This window comes from Streptomyces sp. GS7 (genome assembly GCF_009834125.1).
Classification (GTDB): domain Bacteria; phylum Actinomycetota; class Actinomycetes; order Streptomycetales; family Streptomycetaceae; genus Streptomyces.
This window is the reverse complement of sequence record NZ_CP047146.1, coordinates 8,282,075-8,303,908: the sequence shown is the minus strand read 5'-3', so window position 1 is coordinate 8,303,908 and position 21,834 is coordinate 8,282,075. Positions and strand designations below refer to the sequence as shown.

General features: G+C 71.2%; 22 protein-coding genes and 1 riboswitch. Of the genes, 12 read left to right on the top strand and 10 right to left on the bottom strand.

The features are described 5' to 3' along the window. Nucleotides 1-250: 250 nt before the first annotated feature. The 3 genes from GR130_RS36005 (at nt 251) to otsB (ending at nt 2,982) form a co-directional block, all read left to right on the top strand. Nucleotides 251-1,519, top strand: a complete 1,269-nt coding sequence (locus GR130_RS36005; RefSeq protein WP_159508583.1) for an extracellular solute-binding protein — start codon at nt 251-253, stop codon at nt 1,517-1,519. Between the two features lie 160 nt (nt 1,520-1,679). Beyond that, complete coding sequence (locus GR130_RS41465) at nt 1,680-1,970, top strand: DUF3263 domain-containing protein (RefSeq protein WP_159510442.1); 291 nt, start codon at nt 1,680-1,682, stop codon at nt 1,968-1,970. A gap of 94 nt (nt 1,971-2,064) precedes the next feature. Further along, nucleotides 2,065-2,982 (top strand): trehalose-phosphatase, encoded by a 918-nt coding sequence (gene otsB, locus GR130_RS35995; protein WP_159508582.1) that lies wholly within the window; start codon nt 2,065-2,067, stop codon nt 2,980-2,982. Nucleotides 2,983-3,070: 88 nt separating this feature from the next. Here otsB and GR130_RS35990 read toward each other — a convergent pair whose 3' ends face one another. The 4 genes from GR130_RS35990 to GR130_RS35975 form a co-directional block, all read right to left on the bottom strand. Then, nucleotides 3,071-3,745, bottom strand: coding sequence for a hypothetical protein (locus GR130_RS35990; protein ID WP_159508581.1), 675 nt, complete (start codon nt 3,743-3,745; stop codon nt 3,071-3,073). Between the two features lie 86 nt (nt 3,746-3,831). Beyond that, nucleotides 3,832-4,956 (bottom strand): cytochrome c oxidase assembly protein, encoded by a 1,125-nt coding sequence (locus GR130_RS35985; RefSeq protein WP_201305096.1) that lies wholly within the window; start codon nt 4,954-4,956, stop codon nt 3,832-3,834. 118 nt (nt 4,957-5,074) lie between these two features. Next, nucleotides 5,075-6,568, bottom strand: a complete 1,494-nt coding sequence (locus GR130_RS35980) for an alpha,alpha-trehalose-phosphate synthase (UDP-forming) (protein WP_159508580.1) — start codon at nt 6,566-6,568, stop codon at nt 5,075-5,077. 49 nt (nt 6,569-6,617) lie between these two features. Then, nucleotides 6,618-7,592 (bottom strand): glucosyl-3-phosphoglycerate synthase, encoded by a 975-nt coding sequence (locus GR130_RS35975; protein ID WP_159508579.1) that lies wholly within the window; start codon nt 7,590-7,592, stop codon nt 6,618-6,620. A 173-nt stretch (nt 7,593-7,765) separates the two neighbouring features. Continuing rightward, nucleotides 7,766-7,918, top strand: a riboswitch (SAM riboswitch). Between the two features lie 17 nt (nt 7,919-7,935). On the opposite strand from GR130_RS35975, the gene thrC reads away from it, so the two are divergent. The 4 genes from thrC (at nt 7,936) to groL (ending at nt 12,242) form a co-directional block, all read left to right on the top strand. Further along, complete coding sequence (gene thrC / locus GR130_RS35970; protein WP_201305095.1) at nt 7,936-9,213, top strand: threonine synthase; 1,278 nt, start codon at nt 7,936-7,938, stop codon at nt 9,211-9,213. A 73-nt stretch (nt 9,214-9,286) separates the two neighbouring features. Then, nucleotides 9,287-9,565 carry a MoaD/ThiS family protein gene (locus tag GR130_RS35965; protein WP_159508577.1) on the top strand — a complete coding sequence of 93 codons (279 nt, stop codon included), beginning with the start codon at nt 9,287-9,289 and terminating at the stop codon, nt 9,563-9,565. Between the two features lie 441 nt (nt 9,566-10,006). Continuing rightward, on the top strand, nt 10,007-10,210 hold the full coding sequence (locus tag GR130_RS35960; protein WP_010035953.1) for a cold-shock protein: 204 nt from the start codon (nt 10,007-10,009) through the stop codon (nt 10,208-10,210). Between the two features lie 409 nt (nt 10,211-10,619). Continuing rightward, on the top strand, nt 10,620-12,242 hold the full coding sequence (gene groL / locus GR130_RS35955) for a chaperonin GroEL (protein WP_159508576.1): 1,623 nt from the start codon (nt 10,620-10,622) through the stop codon (nt 12,240-12,242). A 565-nt stretch (nt 12,243-12,807) separates the two neighbouring features. Here groL and GR130_RS35950 read toward each other — a convergent pair. Beyond that, nucleotides 12,808-13,923 carry a PP2C family protein-serine/threonine phosphatase gene (locus GR130_RS35950; protein WP_159510440.1) on the bottom strand — a complete coding sequence of 372 codons (1,116 nt, stop codon included), beginning with the start codon at nt 13,921-13,923 and terminating at the stop codon, nt 12,808-12,810. 560 nt (nt 13,924-14,483) lie between these two features. Between GR130_RS35950 and GR130_RS35945 the strand changes: the two genes are divergently transcribed. After that, the gene (locus tag GR130_RS35945; protein WP_236573817.1) at nt 14,484-15,224 is read left to right on the top strand and encodes a DUF998 domain-containing protein; all 741 of its coding nucleotides are present in this window, start codon (nt 14,484-14,486) and stop codon (nt 15,222-15,224) included. 101 nt (nt 15,225-15,325) lie between these two features. Here the strand turns inward: GR130_RS35945 and GR130_RS35940 are convergent, their stop codons facing one another. Next, on the bottom strand, nt 15,326-16,417 hold the full coding sequence (locus tag GR130_RS35940; RefSeq protein ID WP_201305094.1) for a hypothetical protein: 1,092 nt from the start codon (nt 16,415-16,417) through the stop codon (nt 15,326-15,328). Nucleotides 16,418-16,719: 302 nt separating this feature from the next. Between GR130_RS35940 and GR130_RS41165 the strand changes: the two genes are divergently transcribed. After that, a complete protein-coding gene (locus tag GR130_RS41165; protein WP_236573816.1) occupies nt 16,720-17,172 on the top strand; it encodes a hypothetical protein in 453 nt (150 codons plus the stop codon). Nucleotides 17,173-17,192: 20 nt separating this feature from the next. Next, nucleotides 17,193-17,327, top strand: a complete 135-nt coding sequence (locus GR130_RS41460) for a hypothetical protein (RefSeq protein WP_268249828.1) — start codon at nt 17,193-17,195, stop codon at nt 17,325-17,327. Between the two features lie 120 nt (nt 17,328-17,447). Here GR130_RS41460 and GR130_RS35930 read toward each other — a convergent pair whose 3' ends face one another. Then, entirely contained in the window at nt 17,448-17,672 is a 225-nt protein-coding gene (locus GR130_RS35930; protein WP_159508575.1) for a DUF397 domain-containing protein, read from the bottom strand. Then, a complete protein-coding gene (locus tag GR130_RS35925) occupies nt 17,656-18,495 on the bottom strand; it encodes a helix-turn-helix domain-containing protein (protein ID WP_159508574.1) in 840 nt (279 codons plus the stop codon). Before GR130_RS35925 ends, GR130_RS35930 begins: the two co-directional genes overlap by 17 nt. 112 nt (nt 18,496-18,607) lie before the next feature. On the opposite strand from GR130_RS35925, the gene GR130_RS35920 reads away from it, so the two are divergent. Both GR130_RS35920 and GR130_RS35915 read left to right on the top strand, forming a co-directional pair. After that, entirely contained in the window at nt 18,608-18,886 is a 279-nt protein-coding gene (locus tag GR130_RS35920; RefSeq protein WP_159508573.1) for a hypothetical protein, read from the top strand. A 23-nt stretch (nt 18,887-18,909) separates the two neighbouring features. Next, nucleotides 18,910-19,095 (top strand): hypothetical protein, encoded by a 186-nt coding sequence (locus GR130_RS35915; protein WP_201305249.1) that lies wholly within the window; start codon nt 18,910-18,912, stop codon nt 19,093-19,095. A 55-nt stretch (nt 19,096-19,150) separates the two neighbouring features. Here the strand turns inward: GR130_RS35915 and GR130_RS35910 are convergent, their stop codons facing one another. Then, nucleotides 19,151-20,773, bottom strand: a complete 1,623-nt coding sequence (locus GR130_RS35910) for a PTS transporter subunit EIIC (RefSeq protein ID WP_159508572.1) — start codon at nt 20,771-20,773, stop codon at nt 19,151-19,153. Nucleotides 20,774-20,824: 51 nt separating this feature from the next. Beyond that, entirely contained in the window at nt 20,825-21,778 is a 954-nt protein-coding gene (murQ, locus tag GR130_RS35905; protein ID WP_159508571.1) for an N-acetylmuramic acid 6-phosphate etherase, read from the bottom strand. Between the last annotated feature and the right edge of the window lie 56 nt (nt 21,779-21,834).

Genomic DNA, 21,834 nt, shown 5'->3' with positions numbered 1-21,834 from the left:
GTCCGGTCGCGCCGGCGTCCGAATTCGGATCTGTCGTACGCGCGGGTAGCATTTCTCCTTCGCCATCCCACACGGCGCCTGACCTGCGCAAGAGGCAGGGCGATAAGGAAACGGAATGGGGAGTGGTGTAGACCTTGTGAGGGACAGTGGGGAGACTCGCTGTTCTGCGTCGATCTTGGGCGACCCCCGAGGCGGCGGTGGGAATGGCCCGGCAGACACGGAATTTCGGGACAAAGGGACGGTAACAGCGGTGCAGCGGCGGTACTTGAGCCTGGCGGCGGCGGGACTGGCCGCCACCATGGCACTGACTCTTACCGGCTGCGGAAGCGGCTCGGGCGGCAACGATGTCACCCTCAAGCTGATCGCGGCGGACTACGGCGACAGCAAGGCCAACAGCTCCCAGCACTACTGGGACGGGCTCGTCCGGGAATTCGAGGAGAAGAACCCCGGCATCAAGGTCGACGTCAGCGTCTACAGCTGGACCGACGTCGACAAGAAGGTCGAGGACCTGGTCCATTCCGGCAAGGCCCCCGACATGGCCCAGATCGGCGCGTACGCCGACTACGCCGCCCACGGCAAGCTCTACACCGCCGACGACCTTCTCTCCATCCCCGTCCAGGCCGACTTCGCGCCCTCCCTCGCGGAGGCCGGCGAGTACCAGCGGCTCCAGTACGGCATGCCCTTCGGGGCCAGCACCCGGCGGCTCTTCTACAACAAGAAGCTCTTCGCCCAGGCCGGCATCACCAACCCGCCGCAGAACTGGGACGACATCGTCAGCGACGCCCAGGCGCTCAAGGCGCACGGCGTGAAAATACCCTTCGCGCTGCCCCTCGGCCCCGAGGAGACCCAGGCGGAGACGCTGGAGTGGATGCTCGCCGGAGGCGGTGGCTACACCGACAACATCGGCAAATACACCGTCAATTCGGCCGAGAACGTCAAGACCTTCGAGTGGCTCCAGAAGAACCTCGTCGGCAAGGGCCTCACCGGCACCGACCCCGCCAAGCTCAACCGCGGGGACGCCTTCGCGGGCTTCGCCGCCGGCCAGGTCGGCATGCTCAACGGCCACCCCACCCTCATGAAGCAGGCCGAGGCCAACGGCATCGACTACGGCACCGTCGAACTCCCCGGAACCAACGGCAAGGCCAAGGCCACCATGGGCGTCGCCGACTGGATGATGGCGTTCAAGCAGAACGGCCACCGCGCGCAGATCGGGAAGTTCCTCGACTTCGTCTACAGCGAGAAGAACGTCCTGAAGTTCTCCGCGGACTACAACCTGCTGCCGGTCACCACCACCGCCTCCCAGGCGATGCTCGCCGACGACCGCTTCAGCAAGCTGCACGGCTTCCTCACCCAGCTCCCCACCGCCCAGTTCTACCCGTCCAACAAGACCTCCTGGCCGCTGGTCTCCAAGACCGTCAAGGCCCGGATGGGCGCCGCCGTCGGCCCGCAGGGCAACCCTTCCGCGGTGCTCACCGACATCCAGAACACCGCCGACACCGCCGACAACGCCACCGAGTGAGGCCGGCGGATCCGAGGCCACGGGCCGGGCAATGAGGCCATGGGCCGGGCAATGGAGCCGCGGTCCGGGCGCGGGGACCCGGGCCGGGCACCGCGACCCCGGACCGGCGCCCGAGGGCGTCCGGCGGTGGGCTTATCGTGGGAATGTGAGGGCGGAGCACGTGGAAGGCGCGGACGGCGCAGAGGGCACAGCAGGCGCGGACGGCACGGTCGGTGCGGGCGCGGAGCGCGGGCTCTCCTCCCGCGACGAGGCGGTGCTCGCCCTGGAACGCCGTTCCTGGCCCGGCCCCGGCGCCAAGGAGCGCGCCATCCGCGAACAGCTCGGCATCTCCCCGACCCGCTACTACCAGCTCCTCAACGCGCTGCTCGACGACCCCCGGGCGCTCGCGCACGACCCGGTGACCGTCAACCGGCTGCGCCGCGTACGGGACGCCCGCCGCGCCCGCCGCTGACCCCTCCCGGCGCCGCCCCTCGGCGCCCCGGCCCGCCGCCCCGATGCGCCCGTACACCCGGCGTGCGCCCGTGCCCCGCCGGTAGGGTCGCCCCATGGGCAGCACCCCGAACGCCGCGCCGCACCCCGAACCGACGCCGGACCCGGCCCCGACGCCCCCCGCCGTCCCCACGCCGCACTCCGCCGCCGGCCGTGAGGGCCTCGCCGCGCTGCTGGCGCATCCCGAACGTGCCGTCGTCGCCCTCGACTTCGACGGCACGCTCGCCGACATCGTCCCCGACCCGGCGAAGGCCCGCGCCCACCCCGGCGCCACCGCAGCCCTCGCCCGGCTCGCCCCGCACCTGCGCGCGGTCGCCGTCATCACCGGCCGCCCGGCCGCCGTGGCGGTCCGTCTCGGCGGCTTCGAGGCCCTGCCGGGCCTGGACCACCTCGTCGTGCTCGGCCACTACGGTGCCGAGCGCTGGGACGCCGCGACCGGCACGCTGCACGCCCCCGCCCCGCACCCCGGCATCGCCGCCGTACAGGCCGAACTCCCCGGCGTACTGGACCGTTCCGGCGTCTGGCGCGGCACCTGGGTCGAGACCGCCGTCGAGCGCAAGGGCGGCCGGGCCGTCGCCGTCCACACCCGCCGCGCCGCCGACCCGCAGCACGCCTTCGAGACGCTGCGCGGACCGCTCACCGAGCTGGCCGAGCGCCACGGCCTGATCGTCGAACCGGGCCGGCTGGTGCTGGAGTTGCGCCCGCCGGGCATGGACAAGGGCGTGGCGCTCGCCGACTGGGTCCGGGAGACCGACGCCGCCGCCGTCCTCTACGCGGGCGACGACCTCGGCGACCTCGCCGCCTTCGCCGCCATCGAGAAGCTGCGCTCCGACGGGCCGGGCGGCGTCCTGGTGTGCAGCGGCAGCAACGAGGTCACCGAGCTGGCCGAGCGCGCCGACCTCGTCGTCGACGGCCCCCGGGGCGTGGTGGCGCTGCTCGGCGCCCTCGCGGACCACATCGAGAGCCGGCGCTGAGCCCGCCCGGGCCGGAACACCCGGCCCGGGCCGCTGCCGGGGCGCCGCTCTCTCCTTGCGGCCCGGGGCCGTTCCCCGGGACCCGGGACTACTCCTTGATGCCCAGGGAGGACAGCGCCGTCGTCCAGTCGTGCGCGATGGCCTGCTGCGCCTTGGCCAGGTCGGTCTTGCCGGAGCAGATGGCGGTCTTGAGCTTGTTCTCCACCCCGTCCTTGGGGTTGTTCGGCCCGGCGCCCGGCTTGTGCCCCGGGGACGGCGGCTCCACCCACAGGTTGCGCGGGTCGTTGGGGTCGCCGCCCAACTGGAGGCTGATGAGGTGGTCGTACTCGGCGTCGTGCATCGGGCCGGTGTAGCCGTACGACTTGGCGTTGGCGGCCTTCTCCCGGTTGGTGATGCTGACCGGCGGCCGGATGCCCTTGGTGTAGCCGCTGGAGCAGATGGTGGCCTTCAGCGTCTGCTGCGTGACCTTCGGGTTGGTCGCCCCGGGGGTGCACTTGGGGTCGGGCAGCGGCTGCTTGTCGGCGGTGTAGCGGACGTGGCAGGTGCCGGGGTCGGGCTGCTTCTGGACCGTGTACGCGGACTGCGGCCCGGGGCCGACGGGTATCGGCCCGGACGGGGCGGAGGCGGAGGAGCCCGGCGCCCCGGACTTCGAGGAGCTGCCGCCCTTCGGGTCGGACCCGCTCTTGCCGGACGTGCAGCCGGCGAGCGTGGTCGCCAGGACGGTGACGGCCGCAACCGCGGCCCATCGTGCGGAGATTGACATGGAACAAGAACTACCCCACTCCGGCCCCGCACAGCCGCGTGACGGGAGTGCGGGGGAGCATCCGCGGCGCGCCGGGCCCGGCTGGGCTAGCGCCCCCGGCGGAAGCGCTCGCCCACCGCGCCCTGATCGGTCTCCCACCAGGGCCGGGTCAACTCCGGTTGCGGAACAGTGGGTTCCGACCGCCGTACGGCCGGTTCGCCCGCTGTGTCGGTGCTGCCGGTGTTGTCAGTCTTGCCGGTGTTGCCGGTGTTGCCGGTGTCTTCGGACGCCCGCCCGGCCGGGGTCGGGGCCGCCGCGGGGGCGACCACCGCCAGCTCCCGGTCCAGCTGCGCGTCCAGCGCCGCTGTCCGGCCGCGCTCCGCCCGCACCCACTCCGCGAACACCGCGATCATGAACGGCAGTCCGACCAGCTCCGCGATCGACAGCATCAGCCCGCCGCCGAGCATCTGGTCCTGCTCCGGACTCGGGCCCCACGGCCGGTGCTGGGACGTGTACCAGCCGCCCGCGATCAGCGTCCCGCTGGTCATCACCACAATCCCGGGCACCGCGTCGACCAGCCCGTCCACCAGCACCAGCAGCGCCCGCACCGGATGGCTGCACCACGAGGGCAGCAGCTCCTCGCGGGTGAGCATCGGCAGCACGAACAGGCTGCCGGTGACGATCAGTTGCAGATACATCAGCTCGTGCAGCGGACCGTGCCGCAGCGCCGTCGAAAAATACGGCGTGAAGTAGATCGCCAGCTCGGAGGAGAGCACCAGAACGGTACTCACCAGCGGAAACGTCAGCAGCCGCAGCACCCGCCCGGAGAGCGCCGCGCGCAGCCGGCGCGCCGTACGGCCGTCCTCGGGCAGCGCCCGCAGCGCCAGCGAGAGCGGATCGCCGAGCGCCAGCCCGAGCGGCGCGATCAGATCGAGCACGATGTTCTGCACCGCGGCCGGCCAGAACAGCTCGTGGTCGTAGACCGCCAGCCCGGACATGGTCGCCACCACGACCGCCCCGAGCCCCAGGCCCGCGAACGCCACCGTCCGCGCCACCGGCCACCGCTCCCCGCGCCGCGCCAGCCGGACCACTCCCCAGGCGTACAGGCCGCCCAGCACGAGCACCAGCACGAGCGCGTACGGGTCGAGCTGCCAGCTGCCGGCCAGCCGCCCCGCGGTCGGCTCCGGCAGACCGGCCGCGAGCGTCGTGGTCGCAAGCGTTGTCACTGTCACGGACCACCACGCTAGCCGGGCCCGCGGACGATCTACCGGCGGGGCACCTCGGTGCGCCCCCGCCCGAGTCCTCAAGGAGCAGCGGGACCGGCCGCCGACGCGCCCGCGCGGGCGCCGGTCACTCCGCCAGCGCCCGCAACTGCTCCAGGAACCACCGTGCCGGCGGCAGTGCGGTGGCCGCCGCGGCCAGCCGCGCACTGCGCTCCGCCCGTTCCCCGGCGGGCATCGACAGCGCCGTGTGCAGCGCCTCCGCGGTCGCCCCGACGTCGTACGGATTGACGCCCAGCGCGTCCTCGCCCAGTTCCTCCCAGGCGCCCGCCTCCCGCGACAGCACCAGCGCACAGCCCGCGTCGGACACCACCGGCACCTCCTTCGCGACCAGGTTCATCCCGTCCCGGATCGGATTGACCAGCGCCACGTCCGCGAGCCGGTACGCCGCCAGCGACCGCGCGAAGTCGTCCTTCACATGCAGCACGACCGGCTGCCAGCCGGCCGTCCCGAATTCGGCGTTGATCTCGTCCGCGAGCCGGCCGACCTGGGCGGTGTAGTCGCGGTAGACGGGGAGGTCCTGCCGCGAGGGGTAGGCGAACGCGAGGTGCACCACCCGCTCCCGCCACTCCGGCCGGTCGGCCAGCAGCCGCCGGTACGCGAGCAGTCCGCGCACGATGTTCTTGGACAGCTCCGTCCGGTCGACCCGGACGATCGTCTTCCGGTCCGCCCCGCCGATCTGCTCCCGCAGCGCCGCCATCCGCTCCTCGACGTCGGCCCGCCGCGACCGCTCCCGCAGGAACTCCGCATCGGCGCCCAGGCCGTACACCCCGATCCTGGTCCGGTGCGCCTTGCGGTCCGGTGGCATCGCGATGACGCTGGGCGCCTCGTGGCGCGGCCAGTGCGCCGTGCAGTCCCCGCCCAGCGCCTGCTCGCAGCAGGCCGTGAACGCCCGCGCCCACCGCCCGGTCAGGAAGTTCGCCCGGTCCGCGCCGAGGATCCCCAGCACCAGCTGCCGCTGGATGTCGTCGGGCAGCATCGCGAAGTACTCCGGCGGCGCCCAGGGCGTGTGCGAGAAGTGCGCGATGTGGACGTCCGGCCGCACCTCGCGCAGCATCCCCGGCACCAGCGCCAGGTGGTAGTCCTGCACCAGCACCGCCGCCCCCGGGCTCGCGCAGTCCGCGAGCGCGGTCGCGAACGCCGCGTTGTACGCCTCGTACGCCGCCCACTGGCCGCGGAAGTCCGCGTCGAACACCGGCTCCAGGGGCGTCTGGTACAGCATGTGGTGCACGAACCACAGCACGGAGTTGGCGATGCCGTTGTACGCGGCGGCGTGCACATCGGCCGCGATGTCCAGCATCCGGACGCGCTGTCCACCGGTGTCCGCGGTATCCAGCAGCCCCCCGGTCCGCCGCACGGCCTCCCGGTCACCGTCCCCCAGCGCCGAGCACACCCACACCGCGTCTGTCTCCGGGCCGATCACCGACAGCCCCGACACCAGCCCCCCGCCGCCCCGCCTCGCGGTCAGCTCCCCGTCCTCTCCCAGGGCGTACGACACCGGCCCACGGTTGGACGCGACGAGAACCTCGGCACCTGGCTGGACCGCACTGCGCTCGGAGACCATGTCGCGACATTAACCACTGACCGATCCGCGCAAACGTACGGATCGCCGCTCAGGCTGCCCGCCGTTCCGCGTATTCGGGGATTTCGGCCATCGGCGGACGCTCCTCGGTGTCCACATCCGTCGTCCGCGGCACGAAGCCGTGCTCGCCGCGGTCGAACTGGGTGAGCCGGGGGCGCACCAAGTGACCCCGGGCCAACCGGAGTTGGGCGGTCCGGTAGATCGCCGCGGCCATCCGCCCGAGGGCCTGCCCGCCCTGGTGGCGGTGCTTGCGAACCCCCACGTCCACCTGCGCCAGCGCGTCCAGCCCGACGGTGTGCAGCGCGTCCACCAGCAGCCCCAGCTCGACCCCGTACCCGACGGGGAAGGGCAGCCGCTCCAGCAGCGAACGGCGGGCCGCGTACTCGCCGCCCAGCGGCTGCACGAAGCCGGCCAGCTGCGGCCAGTGCAGATTCAGCAGCGGCCGGGCCACCAGCTCGGTCACCCGCCCGCCCTGCTCCACCCCGGCGGCAGACCGGACCTGCCCGGCCCCGGTCTCCAGCGGCCGGTCGTACATCGCCTTGACGAACTGGATCTCCGGATCGGTCAGCAGCGGGCCGACGATCCCGGACACGAAGCCGGCGGAGAACTCCCGCAGGTCGGCGTCCACGAAGCAGACGATGTCGCCGGTGGTGACCAGAAGGGAGCGCCACAGGACCTCGCCCTTGCCGGGCACCGCCGGGATCCGGGGCAGCACGCTGTCCCGGTGGACGACCCGGGCGCCGGCCGCGGCGGCGACCTCTGCGGTGCGGTCGGTGGAGCCCGAGTCCAACACCACCAGCTCGTCGACCAGCGGGACGTCGGCGGTCATCAGCTCGGCCCGGATCGTGGCGACGATGGCGCCGACCGTGGCCTCCTCATCGAGCGCGGGCAGCACCACGCTGACCGTCCGGCCCGTCTGCCGCTTCGCCTCCAACAGCTGCTCCAGCGGCCGGTCCGCGGCGGACCAGGAGCGGCTGCCGAGCCAGCGCTCCACCTCTTCCAGCACGTCTACGACACTCCTCGATCGGCGCCCCGGGGGGCGACCGCTGTGATCCATCTCGCGGTTCGGACGACTATCTCAACCGTCAGCGCCTTCGGTTACAGTCTTGAACAACGCGGATCGCCCTCGCATGTCGGGGTCTCCGCGCCACAAACGCCTGGGTCCGCCCAGCGCCATACCGCTCATCCAGAGGGGCAGAGGGATACGGCCCGTTGAAGCCCCGGCAACCCTCCAGTCGGTCTCCGCCGCAGCACGCACTGCGCGCGAGGCTCCCGGCTAGGGAAGGTGCCAAATCCGTCTCACGGCGAGATGCGTCGTGAGGAAGATGAGGAGAAAGGGCCTCGCCTCCATGGCTGTGCACGTCACCGAATCCACTCCCTCTGTCGCTCTCGGCCCCGCCGTCGCGCTCTCCTGCCGCGAGTGCGGACAGCGCTTCGATCTCGGCCCGATCTTCGCGTGCCAGGAATGTTTCGGCCCCCTCGAAGTCGCCTACGAGCTGCCGACCGGCGACCCCGAGGGGTTGAAGAAGCGGATCGAGGCCGGCCCCGACAACATCTGGCGCTACGCCCCGCTGCTCCCCGTCCCCGCGGACGTGGCCGACAAGCCGAACCTCAACCCCGGCTTCACCAAGCTCGTCAAGGCCGACCGGCTCGCCGCCGAACTGGGCGTCACCGGCGGCCTGTACGTGAAGGACGACTCCGGCAACCCGACCCACTCCTTCAAGGACCGGGTCGTCGCGATCGCCGTCGAGGCCGCCCGCGCCTTCGGCTTCACCACCCTCTCCTGCTCCTCGACCGGCAACCTGGCCGGTGCGGTCGGCGCCGCGGCGCGCCGCGCGGGCCTCAAGTCCTGCGTCTTCATCCCGCACGACCTGGAGGCCGGCAAGGTCGTGATGGCCGCGGTCTACGGCGGCGACCTGGTCGGCATCGAGGGCAACTACGACGACGTCAACCGCTTCTGCTCGGAACTCATCGGCGACCCGCTGGGCGAGGGCTGGGGCTTCGTCAACGTCAACCTCCGCCCGTACTACGGCGAGGGCTCCAAGACGCTGGCGTACGAGATCTGCGAGCAGCTGGGCTGGCGGCTGCCGGACCAGATCGTCATCCCGATCGCCTCCGGCTCCCAGCTCACCAAGATCGACAAGGGGCTCAAGGAGCTGATCGCCCTCGGCCTCGTCGAGGACCGGCCGTACAAGATCTTCGGTGCGCAGGCCGAGGGCTGCTCGCCGGTGTCGGCCGCCTTCAAGGCCGGGCACGACGTCGTACGGCCGCAGAAGCCGAACACCATCGCCAAGTCGCTGGCGATCGGCAACCCGGCCGACGGTCCGTACGTGCTCGACATCGCACGCCGTACGGGCGGTGCGGTCGAGGACGTCGACGACGAGCAGATCGTGGACGCGATCAGGCTGCTGGCCCGTACGGAGGGGATCTTCGCGGAGACCGCGGGCGGGGTGACCGTCGGCGTGACCAGGAAGCTGATCGAGGACGGTGTGCTCGACCCGTCGCTGACCACGGTCGTGCTGAACACCGGTGACGGCCTGAAGACCCTCGACGCCGTCGCCGCCGGTCCCACGGCCACCATCCGCCCCGACCTGGACGCGTTCCGCACGGCCGGCCTGGCCGGCTGAGCCCGCTTTCGCCCCTACGCTGCCGCCGGGCAGCTCCCCCAGTCCTACCCCGCACCCGCTGGAAGGCAGAACCATGAGCGTCAAGGTCCGCATCCCCACCATCCTCCGTACGTACACCGGCGGCGCGGCCGAGGTGGCCGCCGAGGGCGCGACCCTCTCCGAGGTGATCTCCGACCTGGAGAAGAACCACCAGGGCATCGCGGCCCGTGTGCTGGACGACGCGGGCAAGCTCCGCCGGTTCGTGAACGTCTACGTCAATGACGACGACGTCCGCTTCGAGCAGGGCCTTCAGACCCCCACCCCGGACGGTGCGGGCGTTTCGATCATTCCCGCGGTCGCCGGAGGCTGCTGAGCGATCTGCCGCATTTGGCGCCTAATTTGCGCCAACTCTTGCGTTGCTTGACCGAAATTGCCCCGTCCGGCATAAACGGACGGGGCAATTCCGCGTTGTGAAAGGGGATACCATTGGGGCGATCCCTCTCGGCCTATCTCCGCGCGCGTGCCGAACGCATATGAGACCGCGGTGAGTTGTGCCCAAACCGTGTGCAGCTTTTGTCGCCTACGCGGCTTATTCCCGGCCCGAATTGCACCGGAAAATTGCGACTTCCGGTCATATTGCCGATTCCCTGCCGCCAGAATTCTCGTCCGATTGACCTGTTGCGCTGGGCATCGGTCCAGATACATTCAGCGGCGGTCGACGCGTTCCGGCGCACACCCCCATTCGCGGGGTGAGGTCTGACCCGGGTCCGCGGAGTGCGGTCCTGCGCAAGGGCCAGTAATAGGGGAGTTAGGCATGGCTCAGGGCACCGTCAAGTGGTTCAACGCGGAGAAGGGGTACGGCTTCATCGCGGTCGACGGTGGTGCGGATGTATTCGTCCACTACAGCGCGATCCAGATGGACGGTTACCGCACCCTTGAGGAGGGTCAGCGGGTCGAATTCGAGATCTCGCAGGGCCAGAAGGGGCCGCAGGCGGACATGGTTCGGGTCAGCGCCTGAGGCGGCGACCGACTGCGCGTCGGGAAGGCCCGCACCCTACCCATGGGGTGCGGGCCTTCCTGCTGCCCTTCTGCTGCCTGCCGCTGCCCGCCGGGGTGCGGATGTACCGACGGGCGCGCGGCGGGCCCCCGGCGCGCGGGTCCGAGGCGGCGCACGGCGCGCGGCCGGGGCGGGGCGGGCGCACGGGGCGGGCTCGGGAGTGTGGACGGGTCGGTGGGCGCTTGCACTCGACAGGGTCGAGTGCTAATCATTGCGTTAGCACTCTCCCCGTGAGAGTGCTGAATATGGACCGGGTCGGTGAGGCCCGCAGGCCGGGTGGGGCAAGGAACCACAAGGCATGCAGGCCGTCCGTCGCGGGCGCCAGCGCGGTCCGAGCTTTCTCCACCCCAGTCCGGGAGGACCACTTCACATGGCCAAGATCATCGCGTTCGACGAGGAGGCGCGGCGCGGCCTTGAGCGCGGTATGAACCAGCTCGCCGACGCCGTCAAGGTCACCCTCGGCCCCAAGGGCCGCAACGTCGTCCTTGAGAAGAAGTGGGGCGCCCCCACGATCACCAACGATGGTGTCTCCATCGCCAAGGAGATCGAGCTGGAGGACCCGTACGAGAAGATCGGCGCCGAGCTGGTCAAGGAGGTCGCGAAGAAGACGGACGACGTCGCCGGTGACGGCACGACGACCGCGACCGTCCTCGCCCAGGCGCTGGTTCGCGAGGGCCTGCGCAACGTCGCCGCCGGCGCCAACCCGATGGCCCTGAAGCGCGGCATCGAGAAGGCCGTCGAGGCCGTCTCCGGTGCGCTGCTCGACCAGGCCAAGGAGATCGAGACCAAGGAGCAGATCGCCTCCACCGCGTCCATCTCCGCCGCCGACCCGCAGATCGGCGAGCTGATCGCCGAGGCGATGGACAAGGTCGGCAAGGAAGGCGTCATCACCGTCGAGGAGTCCCAGACCTTCGGTCTGGAGCTGGAGCTCACCGAGGGTATGCGCTTCGACAAGGGCTACATCTCGGCGTACTTCGCGACCGACATGGAGCGCATGGAGGCGGCCCTCGAGGACCCCTACATCCTCATCGTCAACTCCAAGATCGGCAGCGTGAAGGACCTGCTGCCGCTCCTGGAGAAGGTCATGCAGTCCGGCAAGCCGCTGCTGATCATCGCCGAGGACGTCGAGGGCGAGGCCCTGTCGACCCTGGTCGTCAACAAGATCCGTGGCACCTTCAAGTCCGTCGCCGTCAAGGCCCCGGGCTTCGGTGACCGCCGCAAGGCCATGCTCGGCGACATCGCCATCCTCACCGGTGGCACCGTCATCTCCGAGGAGGTCGGCCTCAAGCTGGAGAACGCCGGTCTCGACCTGCTCGGCCGCGCCCGCAAGGTCGTCATCACCAAGGACGAGACCACCATCGTCGACGGTGCCGGCGACAGCGAGCAGGTTCAGGGCCGGGTCAACCAGATCCGCGCCGAGATCGAGAACAGCGACTCGGACTACGACCGCGAGAAGCTCCAGGAGCGCCTCGCGAAGCTGGCCGGCGGCGTGGCCGTCATCAAGGCCGGTGCCGCGACCGAGGTCGAGCTCAAGGAGCGCAAGCACCGCATCGAGGACGCCGTTCGCAACGCGAAGGCGGCCGTCGAGGAGGGCATCGTCGCCGGCGGTGGCGTGGCCCTGCTGCAGGCTTCCTCGGTCTTCGAGAAGCTGGAGCTGGACGGCGACGAGGCCACCGGTGCCGCCGCCGTCAAGCTGGCCCTGGAGGCCCCGCTCAAGCAGATCTCCGTGAACGCCGGCCTTGAGGGCGGCGTCATCGTGGAGAAGGTGCGCAACCTGACCCCGGGCCACGGCCTGAACGCCGCGACCGGCGAGTACGTCGACATGATCGCCGAGGGCATCATCGACCCGGCCAAGGTGACGCGCTCCGCGCTGCAGAACGCCGCGTCGATCGCCGCGCTGTTCCTCACCACCGAGGCCGTCATCGCCGACAAGCCGGAGAAGGCCGCTGCGGCCGCTCCGGGCGGCATGCCGGGCGGTGACATGGACTTCTGATCGACTTCGGTTGATCTCCGTCCGCTCGTTCGCCGGGGCGGTACCTCCTCTCCCAGGGGGTACCGCCCCGGCGGCGTTTCCCCCTCCCCGCATTCCGCCGTTCCGTTCCCGCGTGCGTTCCGTTCCCGCGTGCCTCGCGTCCGTGTGTTCCGCCTGTGTGTTCGTCCGCCGTGCCCGCCCGGAACTCCCGGGCGGGCACGGCGACATGGGCACGGCGGCATGGCGGCCGGCGGCTCGGGGTCACGGCAGCGCGGCGGTGTTGCGGCAGGCGGTCGAGGAGCCAGGTGCCGTGGCGCCGGCCGGCGATCCGGTGACGACCCGGCGATCCGGAGACGGCCGCGCAGACGACCGCCGCGCCGACGCACACTCCGGGTTCCTTTCCGACCCACCGACCACCGTTGACTCCACCCGGACGCTGTGCTGTCCAGGGCACGCCCAACACACGCCCCCGAGGCGTGACTTCTGCCATCTTGGGAAGCCGATCAGCGCTCCAGGAGGCCCATCCCGTGCTCAGGCGCCGATGTGGTCCGCACGGAGCGCGCTGCCGCGGAGGTGGCAGGCCGGGTCATAGGCGCTCGATGACCAGGGCGGTGTCGTCGGTGACTCCGCCGGGCGGGAGCAGGTCGGCCAGCAGGGCGTCGGCGAGGGTTTCGGGGGCGGCCGCCTGGTGGCGAGCCAGGGAATCGGCGAGCCGCGCGAGGCCGGTGTCGATGTCTTCGCGGCGGCGTTCGATCAGGCCGTCGGTGTACAGCGCGAGGACGTCGCCCTCGGCGAAGGGCACGGTGGCCTGGGGCCGGGGGGCGTGTTCAGGGCGAGCGCCGAGTGGTGGGTCGGTGGCCTGGTCCAGGAACTCCACCGTGCCGTCCCGCTGCAGGAGGGCGGGTGGCGGGTGGCCGGCGCTGCTGTAGGTGACGGTGTGGGTGTCCCAGTCGATGAACGTCGTGGCCACCGTGGTGTTCTCGGCGCCGGCGACGGAGCGGGCGTACAGCCCGAGGACCTCCAGGGCCCTGTCGGGACCGTCGACGGCGCGGCAGGCGGCGCTGAGCGCGCTGCGCAGTTGTCCCATGACTTTCGCCGCAGGCAGGCCGTGGCCGACAACGTCGCCGACGGCGATCGCGATGCAGTCGCCGGGCAGGTCGACCAGGTCGTACCAGTCGCCGCACACGTGCAGCGTGTCGACGGCGGGCCGGTAGCGTACGGCCGCCTGGTGGCGCCCGACCGGGCGGGAAGCGGGCAGCATGGCCTCTTGCAGGCTCAGCGCGACTTCGCGGGCGCGGATGAGTTCGGTGACCTCCTCCACCCGGTGCAGCAGCAGCGCCACCCGCCCGTCCGGACCGAAGACGGGAGTGTTGATCCAGGTCCAGTACCGCTCGTCCCGTACCCCGGGCCGTTCGGGATCCTCCAGGTCGGCGCGCTGCACCGCCATGATGTCGCGCTCACCGGTTTCCGCCACCCGGAGCAGTGATGCCTGAACGTTGGGTGTGACGGCCGCGGCAGGGGCGTCCGGGTTGTCGCGGAAGTCGTCGGGCAGGTAGCTGCCGATGACCTGCTCGCGGGTGCGGCCCAAGGTGCGCAGGAACCCCTCGTTGGCGTCCGCGTAGATCAGCTGCGGGGTCAGCAGTGCCACCGCGCCGGGAAGGGCCTGGAACACGGCCGCGTAGTCGATCTCCGGTTCCGCCACGTCCTTTCCCGCCTTGTGACGTCGCCACTGGTGTATCTCCACGATAGGACTCTCGCGGCGGAGCCGGGCAGGTCGCAGGGGGCGGCCGGCACGAAGGGCTGAAGGGCTGACGGGCTGAGGGAGTCAGTCCGGACGGCGCGCTCGGCAAGGCATGCCGAGCCGTGGCCCCAGCCGGTGCGGTTCCGTTCCGGCAGAGCAACGACAGCGTGGCGGTCGCTCTCCGCGCCAGATCGGATGTGGACAGTTACGATCGCGGCTATACGGAAGCGGGACCACCGGTCGAGAAGCGGCACCACCGGTCGATCGGAGAAGGAGGGTTGCACCCGTGAATGGGTGTTCATGCGGTCGGGATCGGGCTCGTTGCGGTCGGCGGACGATCGCCGATCTCGCCGACGGACACACGAACGCGGTGCCGGAATTGGCTGGATCGCGCGATCAGGGGACGGGTTCGGCCTGTCGAGTGATGGCAGGGCGCGCAACGACCGGCCCGCCGACGTAGCGGGCATTGCGGGAGGGAACCTCGCCTTGTCAGCCCGCCCCCACCGGAACAGGACCCGCACGTGCCGAACGCCACGAGGACCGGTGCCCGCGCACCGTACGAGCCGCACCTGGACCAGCTCGCCCCCCTGGCCGGCCGGGAGGCATGCGCGGCGGTCATGTTCGCCGTCGCCGCGCTGCTCTACAACTGGTGGCTGCTGGAGTTCCTGCTGCCCACCGGCCTCGATCCACGGCACTCCTATGTCAGCGAGCTCTATGCCGCCGACCAGCCGTTCCGCTGGCTCTTCGGTGGCCTGGAGAGCTTCTGCGCCGTGCTGGTCGTCACCGGCTCACTGCTCGCCCTCCGCGCGGTACCCGGCCGCTGGGCACGCCTCGGCTGGCTGGCCATGGTCGGCCAGGGCATGTCCTCCCTGGCGGACGTCCTCCTCCCCATGGCCTGCGCACCCTCCGCGGAGCCCGGCTGCGAGGCCGTCCACCCCTGGCACACCGCCACCAGCGCCTTCGCCCACTTCTTCCTGTTCGCCTCGATGGTGCTGCTCAGCCGCGCCGCCAGCCGCGACCGCCGCCGCCTGCCGCTGATCCGCCGCTGGGGCACCCGCGTCCTCGCGCTCGCGCTGCCCGCCGCCGTCCTGACGGTCGGCCCGCTCCTCGGCCACCCCGGCTGGCACGGCGTCCCCCAGCGCACGCACCTGACCCTGGTGGGGGTGTGGTTCGTGCTGCTGTCGGCCGAACTGGCCAGGGCGGCCCGGAGAAGCGGCCGAACGCTCCTCGCACCCACGCGCGGAACGGTGCGACGGCACTGACCGGTCCGGCCGGTCCGGCCACACTGGCTGCACCGGCCGCACAGATCGGACTGCGTCCTGGCCCGGGTTGTGTCCTGGCCCGGGTTGTGTCCCGGCCAGGGCTATGCCCTGGTCCGCGTGCCGGCCTGCGGCCCGGAGGGCGCCGACACGCGGCCGATGGCGCGCAAATGCTGGACGTGGGCGCGGACTTGGGCGGGCGGGATACGGGCCGGGCCGCGGTCCGGCGGCGCCTCGCCCCGGCAGGCGCCGCAGATCCCTCCGGGGAGCGCGGCCGGGCGTCCTGGAACCCCGCAGACCGTGCACTCCATCATCCGGAGGGGCGTGAGCGGATCGAGAGCACCGGGCGGACCGAGGCGGCTGAGACCGCCGCCGGGACCTGGGTCGCCGCCGGGACCGTTGCCGGGATCGAGGGGCCGCTCCCGGGCGGCTTCGGCCGTCACCGGCGGCAACTTGTCGACGAGCCTGCGGTGCGCGAGCCGCCCCGGGTGGTGGATCGGCTGCGGCAACCCTGTCGTCAGCGCGGCCAGCACCTGTTCCCGCGACGCGCCCCGCGCCAGCCACTCCTCGGCGTACGCCTCCAGGGCTGAGCAGTCCGCCGCCGAGAGTGTCATCCGTGGTTCCGCCCGGCCGAGCGCGGCCAGCAGCGTGTACGCCCGGCTGTGGGGGCGCGGTGGACGCGCCGCGTCCGGGGGCGCGTCCTCGGGGGCGCCCGAGGGCTCCTCGCGGGGCCGGGGCTCCTCGTGGGGCCGGGGCTCCTCGTGGGGCCGCTCGTCCGACGGCGCCGCGGCAGTCGGAACGTTCCCGGCGCGTAACGCCGCCCACCAGGCGTCATCCCGCGGCGTCCGCGAGAAGTACGTCCGCGTCACCCATTGCTGACTGCCGTCGTCACTCGTCAGGTGCTCGGTGAACTGCCGCAGATGCCCCGCCTCGGACAGCCGCCGCCGTACGGTCCGCAGCGCGCACTGGCCGTAGTCCGCCAGCACCTTGGCCAGCGTCTTCACGGAGATGTCCGCCCCTTCGGGCAGCCGGTCGAGGTACGCGGCGACCGACGCCTCACGTCGCGGCAGATGCGCGAAGTCGCAGGAGCGGGCCGGGCGTTGGCCGGGTGCGCTGCGTTTGCCGAAACCCGGCTTCGCGAGGGGGTGCGGGAGTGCGGAGAGGTGCCGAGGAGAGCTAAAGTCTTCGTACGCCATGGGATCGCTCTATTCGATCTTGTTGGTGCGCCGCAGGATCGTTGAGTCCGATCCTGTTGCTGAGACCCCGGCCGGTGTTGCTAGCACCTGCCGGGGTTGATTTCTTGCTGCGCACGCTAAACCGACGATACGTCGCGTGGCAAACCCGCTACGGAACGTCATCCTTCCTGGTATGCCCGGGAGTTGCCGCGCGGGGGGCGGGTGGGTGGGTTTCCAGCCGTCCGCCCGTTCCTTGGAAAGAGGGCTCGGATCGCGAGGCTTGAGCCCCGGCGCATGGGCGATTCGCGTACGCTGCTGCGGCGATGACCGAGTTTGTCGAAGAGGTTCGCTCCCGTACCGTCCGCCTGCTGCGCATGGCCAACACGACGGACGACCGGCTGCGCAAGCAGATCGTGGACTACGCCGACGCAACGCCGGAGCCGCCCATCATGGGCCCGCTGGGCATCGGCACGACCGGCTGCCCGCGCTGCCGCCGGACCATGTGGCAGCAGCGGGACAGCGAGGGGCCCGTCTGGGTCTGCGCGTTCTGCGGTCACGTCGAGGGAGTGACGATGCTCTGCCCGCACTGCAAGGTGGCGATGAAGTCCCCCTCTCCCGGCTGGGTGGACCGCTGGTCCTGCCCTCGATGCCCGAGGGTCGCCGCCACCGGCGACAGCGCGGCAGAGATAGAGGCCCGCGAAGCGGCACGCCTCAAGGCGGTCGAAATGCTTGACCATGCCATCGCTCTGCGTGAAACCGAGGTCGACTCCGGGTAGAACGCATCCGGGAGGTCGGTATGGGGCAAATGATCGAGACGCGCGGATGCGGCAAGTGCCACAGCACGATGTACAAGACCGTGGAAACCGACGAGAACGGCAATCCCACCGACGAGTCGCAGTGGGTGTGCAGCAACTGCGGACACGTGGAGTGAGTGCCGAACATCGCAGTCACGACGTGAACTACGGCGTGACTACGACGTGACAGGGGCTCGTGACGCGCCCGAGCGGCGCAGCACGAGCCCCTTTACCGCATGCGGAACGGACGGCTACGGCTAGCGGTCGCCGCCCGCTTCCCTCTCCTTGACGCCCGCGAGGAACGCCGTCCACGCCGCCGCCCGGAACACGAGCCCCGGGCCCTGCGGAACCTTGGAGTCGCGAACCGGAACGATGCCGGGGTGGTCGTCGGAGACTTCGAGGCAGTTGCCGCCCTCACCGCCGCTGTAGCTGGACTTGTGCCACGTGGCGGTGCTCAGGTCGTACTCAGGGATGCTCTTCATGGGCGTAATCCTCCGCCGCTGATTCGACCAGGGCCAGGGATTCTTGAGGGGAGAGTGCGCTGGCCCCAACCAAATCGTAGGTCAGTTGGTAGCGAGCGACAGCTGGTGGAAAGTCCTCCAACTTGCCTGAGCCCAGCACTTCGAGGTAGGCGAGCGGAGGTGCGTCCTCGAAGGACATCAGCCTCAACGCGCCGTTCGACGAGGCGTGGGCGCCAGCCGAGAACGGCAGCACCTGCACGATGATCCGGTGCCGCCAGGCCAAGCTCGCGATATGGCGCAGCTGTGCCGCCATCACGCTGGAGCTGCCCACCTTCCGGCGCACCACAGCCTCGTCGAGGATTGCCCAGAACAGCGGCGTTGTTGGATCGTCGAGCAGCCGTGTCCGCTCCATTCGAGTAGTCACCAGCTCGTCGATGGCGTCATCACGCGCGGTTGGCTGGTACGCGCGAAAAACAGCCCGCGCGTACGACGGCGTTTGCAGCAGCCCTGGGATCAACTGGGGTGCGTACTCCCTGATCTCCGCCGCAATCGCCTCCGCCTCCGCAGCCTCCGCGAAGTGGTCCGGGTACTTCGACTTCGTCGCCGCTGCGCAGTTGCGCTCGAAGTACCCGTCCGTGCCCAGGATCTGGTCTATCTGCTGGGCGATGTCGACGTGCATGCGCCGCGTGCCCGCCTCCAGCTGGCCGATGAAGGAGCCGCTGACGAAGAGGCGGTTGCCCAGCTCCTCCTGCGTGAGTTCGGCCTTCTCGCGCTGGTGGCGCAATTCGGCGCCGAGCATTGCGCGGGGTGACGAGGAGGGGTCGAGGGGTTTCGGTCCGGGCATCGCAGCAACTCCCTGGTGGAACGGAACGGTTGTTGGGTCTGCGCCACTGTCCAGGCTAGACCGGTTACCGCCACGCTGTGTGCATAACAGAGAACGCACAGTGCGGAAGGTGATGGTGGAAGTGCTCACGGCGAGCGAGCGGGAGCAGGCGGCCGAGCAGGCCACGGCGGAACTGGACAGCGCGCTGCGGGCGGTGGGGGTGGCCCTGCCCTCGCTGTGTGTGGATCAGGTCTCGGCGGCCAGTACGTTCATGGCGCCGTTGGTGGAACTGGGACGGTGCAACGTGGAGACCGCACGGCGGTTGGCCGAGGTCCTCGCGGAGTACGCGAAGGGTGCCGCCTACGGGCACGACGCGCGCGACGGGCAGGGCCCGGAGGGGCGGCGGCGGTGATTCCGGCGGTCGGCAGCTATGCGATGGACGGGCGTGACGGGCGGATCGGGCGGGTGAGCGGCCACCGGGGGCCGTTCGTGCAGCTCCGGCCGCCCGGCGGCGGCGCGGAGTGGAACTGCCCGCCCGGTCTGCTGCGGGCAGCTCCGCGGTGCGCCGCACTCGCGGCCAGGCTGCGGGACCTGAACTGGCAGAGCAGCCGGATTCCGTGACGTGGAGAGTGCGTAACTCCCCTCATTCGGTGGATGGTCGGGCGTTGGGGCGGCGCTATCCGGCGTCCTGGAGTGGCGCGTGGGCCGCGTCCAGACTCCCTCGATGGGGGACGGTCGGCGCCGCGGTGCCGGCTTCCCTGGCGCCCGATGCCGCCGGGTCCGTGGGCTGCGGGTCGGCGTTCAGGTCCGTACGCATCTGTCTGCTGAAGCCGAAGAGATACGTGGCGACGAAGCCGACCGCATAGCCGATGGCGAGGCCGAGGGCGTAGACGGCGACCGTGGTGCCGAGCGGGTGGTTGCCCTTGACCAGGGGGAACAGGGCCCAGCCGGACGGGCCGATGGCGGTGGAGCCGACCGCGTCGCCGAGTTGGTTGAAGAGGCCGACGGTGCCGCCGCCGAACGCGCCGCCGATGCAGGCGGTGATGAACGGGCGGCCCAGCGGCAGCGAGACACCGTAGATCAGGGGCTCGCCGACACCCAGGAAGCCGGCGGGGAGGGCGGACTTGATGGTCGTACGGATCGAGCCGTTGCGGGGGAGGCGGACGTAGACCGCGAGGGCGGCGCCGACCTGGCCCGCGCCGGCCATGGCGAGGATCGGCAGCAGGACCGTATAGCCCTGTTGTTGGATGAGGGTGGTGTGGATGGGGATGAGGGCCTGATGCAGGCCCAGCATGACCAGGGGGAGGAAGAGGCCGCCGAGGAGGAAACCGGCGACGGCGCCGCCGTGGGCGAGCAGCCAGGTGGCGAACGCCCCGATGGCCGTGGCCACTTCGCCCGCGGCGTACATCAGGCCGAAGACGGTGATCAGGCCGGTGAGGAGGACGGTGAGGGTGGGGGTGAGGAGGACGTCCAGGGCCTCCGGGATGCGTCTGCGGAGCTGCTTCTCCAACTGGGCGGCGAGGAGGGCGGCAGCGAGGGCGCCGAGGACACCCCCCTGGCCGGGGGAGAGCTTCTGGCCGAACGCGGTGATGTTGGCGACGCCCGGGAAGACGATGACCGCGGTGACCGCGCCACCCAGGACCGGCGTACCGCCGAACTCCTTCGCGGTGTTGTAGCCGACGAAGACCGCGATCAGCGACATGAAGCCGGAGGCGATGGCGGTGAGGGCCGGGACGAGGGCGGGGAGCCAACCGGCGTTCGTCAGGAGGCCGTTGACCCCCGCGATGATGCCGCAGCCGATCAGGGCGGGGATGAGCGGGACGAAGATGTCGGCGATACGGCGGAGGAAGAGCTTGACGGGCGTGGCGTTGCGCGCCTTCTGGCGGGCCTTGAGTACGGCCCCTTGCGCGGCCAGATCGGCGGCGGTGGGGGCGGGGGCGGTCGGGGCGGGGCCGGGCGCGGGTTGCGGGGTGTCCTCGGGGCCGATGTGCGCTCCGGGGTGTGGTGCGGTCGGCGCGTCCGGTTGCGGGGTGGGGGTGCTGTCGTTGGCCGCGAGGCGTTCCAGTTCCGGGGTGACCCGGGCGACCGTGCCGGGACCCAGCACGATCTGGTAGGTGTCGTCCTCCACCACGCCCAGTACGGCCGGGAGCGCCTTCAGAGCCTCGTCCTGGACCAGGGAACGGTCCCGGATGCCCAGGCGGAGGCGGGTCATGCAGTGGGCGATGGAGGTGATGTTCCGGGCGCCGCCGACGAGGGGGAGGATCGCGGCGGCGGTGGCGCGGTTCTTGTCTTCGGTCATGTGCGGCGCCTTGCTGTGGATGACGAAGCGTCAGCGGTTCTGTGGAGGGCTTCAGTTGGCCGGGTGGGCGGACTGGAGGGCGGCGCGTAGGTGGCCGCGGGAGGAGCGCAGGAGGCCGGCGGCCCGGCGGCCGTCGACACCGCCGAGAAGAACGAGGATGGCGTTCTTCACCTCACCGTCCGTCTCCGCGAGAGCGGCCTCGATCTCCAGGTCGGTGGCGCCCGTGGCGAGCGCGACGATGCGGCGCGAACGGGCCCGCAGCTTCTCGTTGGAGGCGCGGACGTCGACCATCAGATTCCCGTAGGTCTTGCCCAGCCGGATCATGGTGATGGTCGAGAGCATGTTGAGGACGAGCTTCTGGGCCGTGCCCGCCTTGAGGCGGGTGGAGCCCGTCAGCAGCTCGGGTCCCACGACGATCTCGATGCCGTGCTCCGCCGCTGCGGCGAGAGCGGAATCGGCATTGCAGGAAAGGCCGATGGTCAGCGCCCCGATGGCGCGGGCGTGCTCGACGGCACCGATGGCGTACGGCGTACGGCCGGACGCGGAGATGCCGACGACGGTGTCGCGGTCGGCGACGGCGATCGCGGTCAGGTCCTCGACCGCCAGCTCCTTGCTGTCCTCGGCACCCTCGACGGCCGAGACCATCGCGGTGGGGCCGCCCGCGATGAGGCCGAGGACCTCGGAGGGGTCGGTGTTGAACGTGGGCGGGCATTCGCTCGCGTCCAGCACACCGAGGCGGCCCGCCGTACCGGCACCGGCGTAGATCAGCCGTCCCCCGCGGGCCATACGGGCCGCGATGGCATCGACGGCGGCGGCGATCTCGGGCAGGCGGGCGGCGACCGCGGCGGGGACGGTGGCGTCCTCGCCGTTCATCGTCCGGGCGATCTCCAGGGTGGAGCGCCGGTCGATCTCCGCGAGGTCGGGCCGGAAGGCTTCCGTGGTGAGGGCGTCCAACTGGGCACGGAGAGTTGCATAGCTGGGGTCGTGGGCGGCGGGGCTGGTCATGGCTGGCGGCTCTCTTCGGGCGGGCGAGGGTGGCGGAGGGGCGGTGGCCGGTGCCC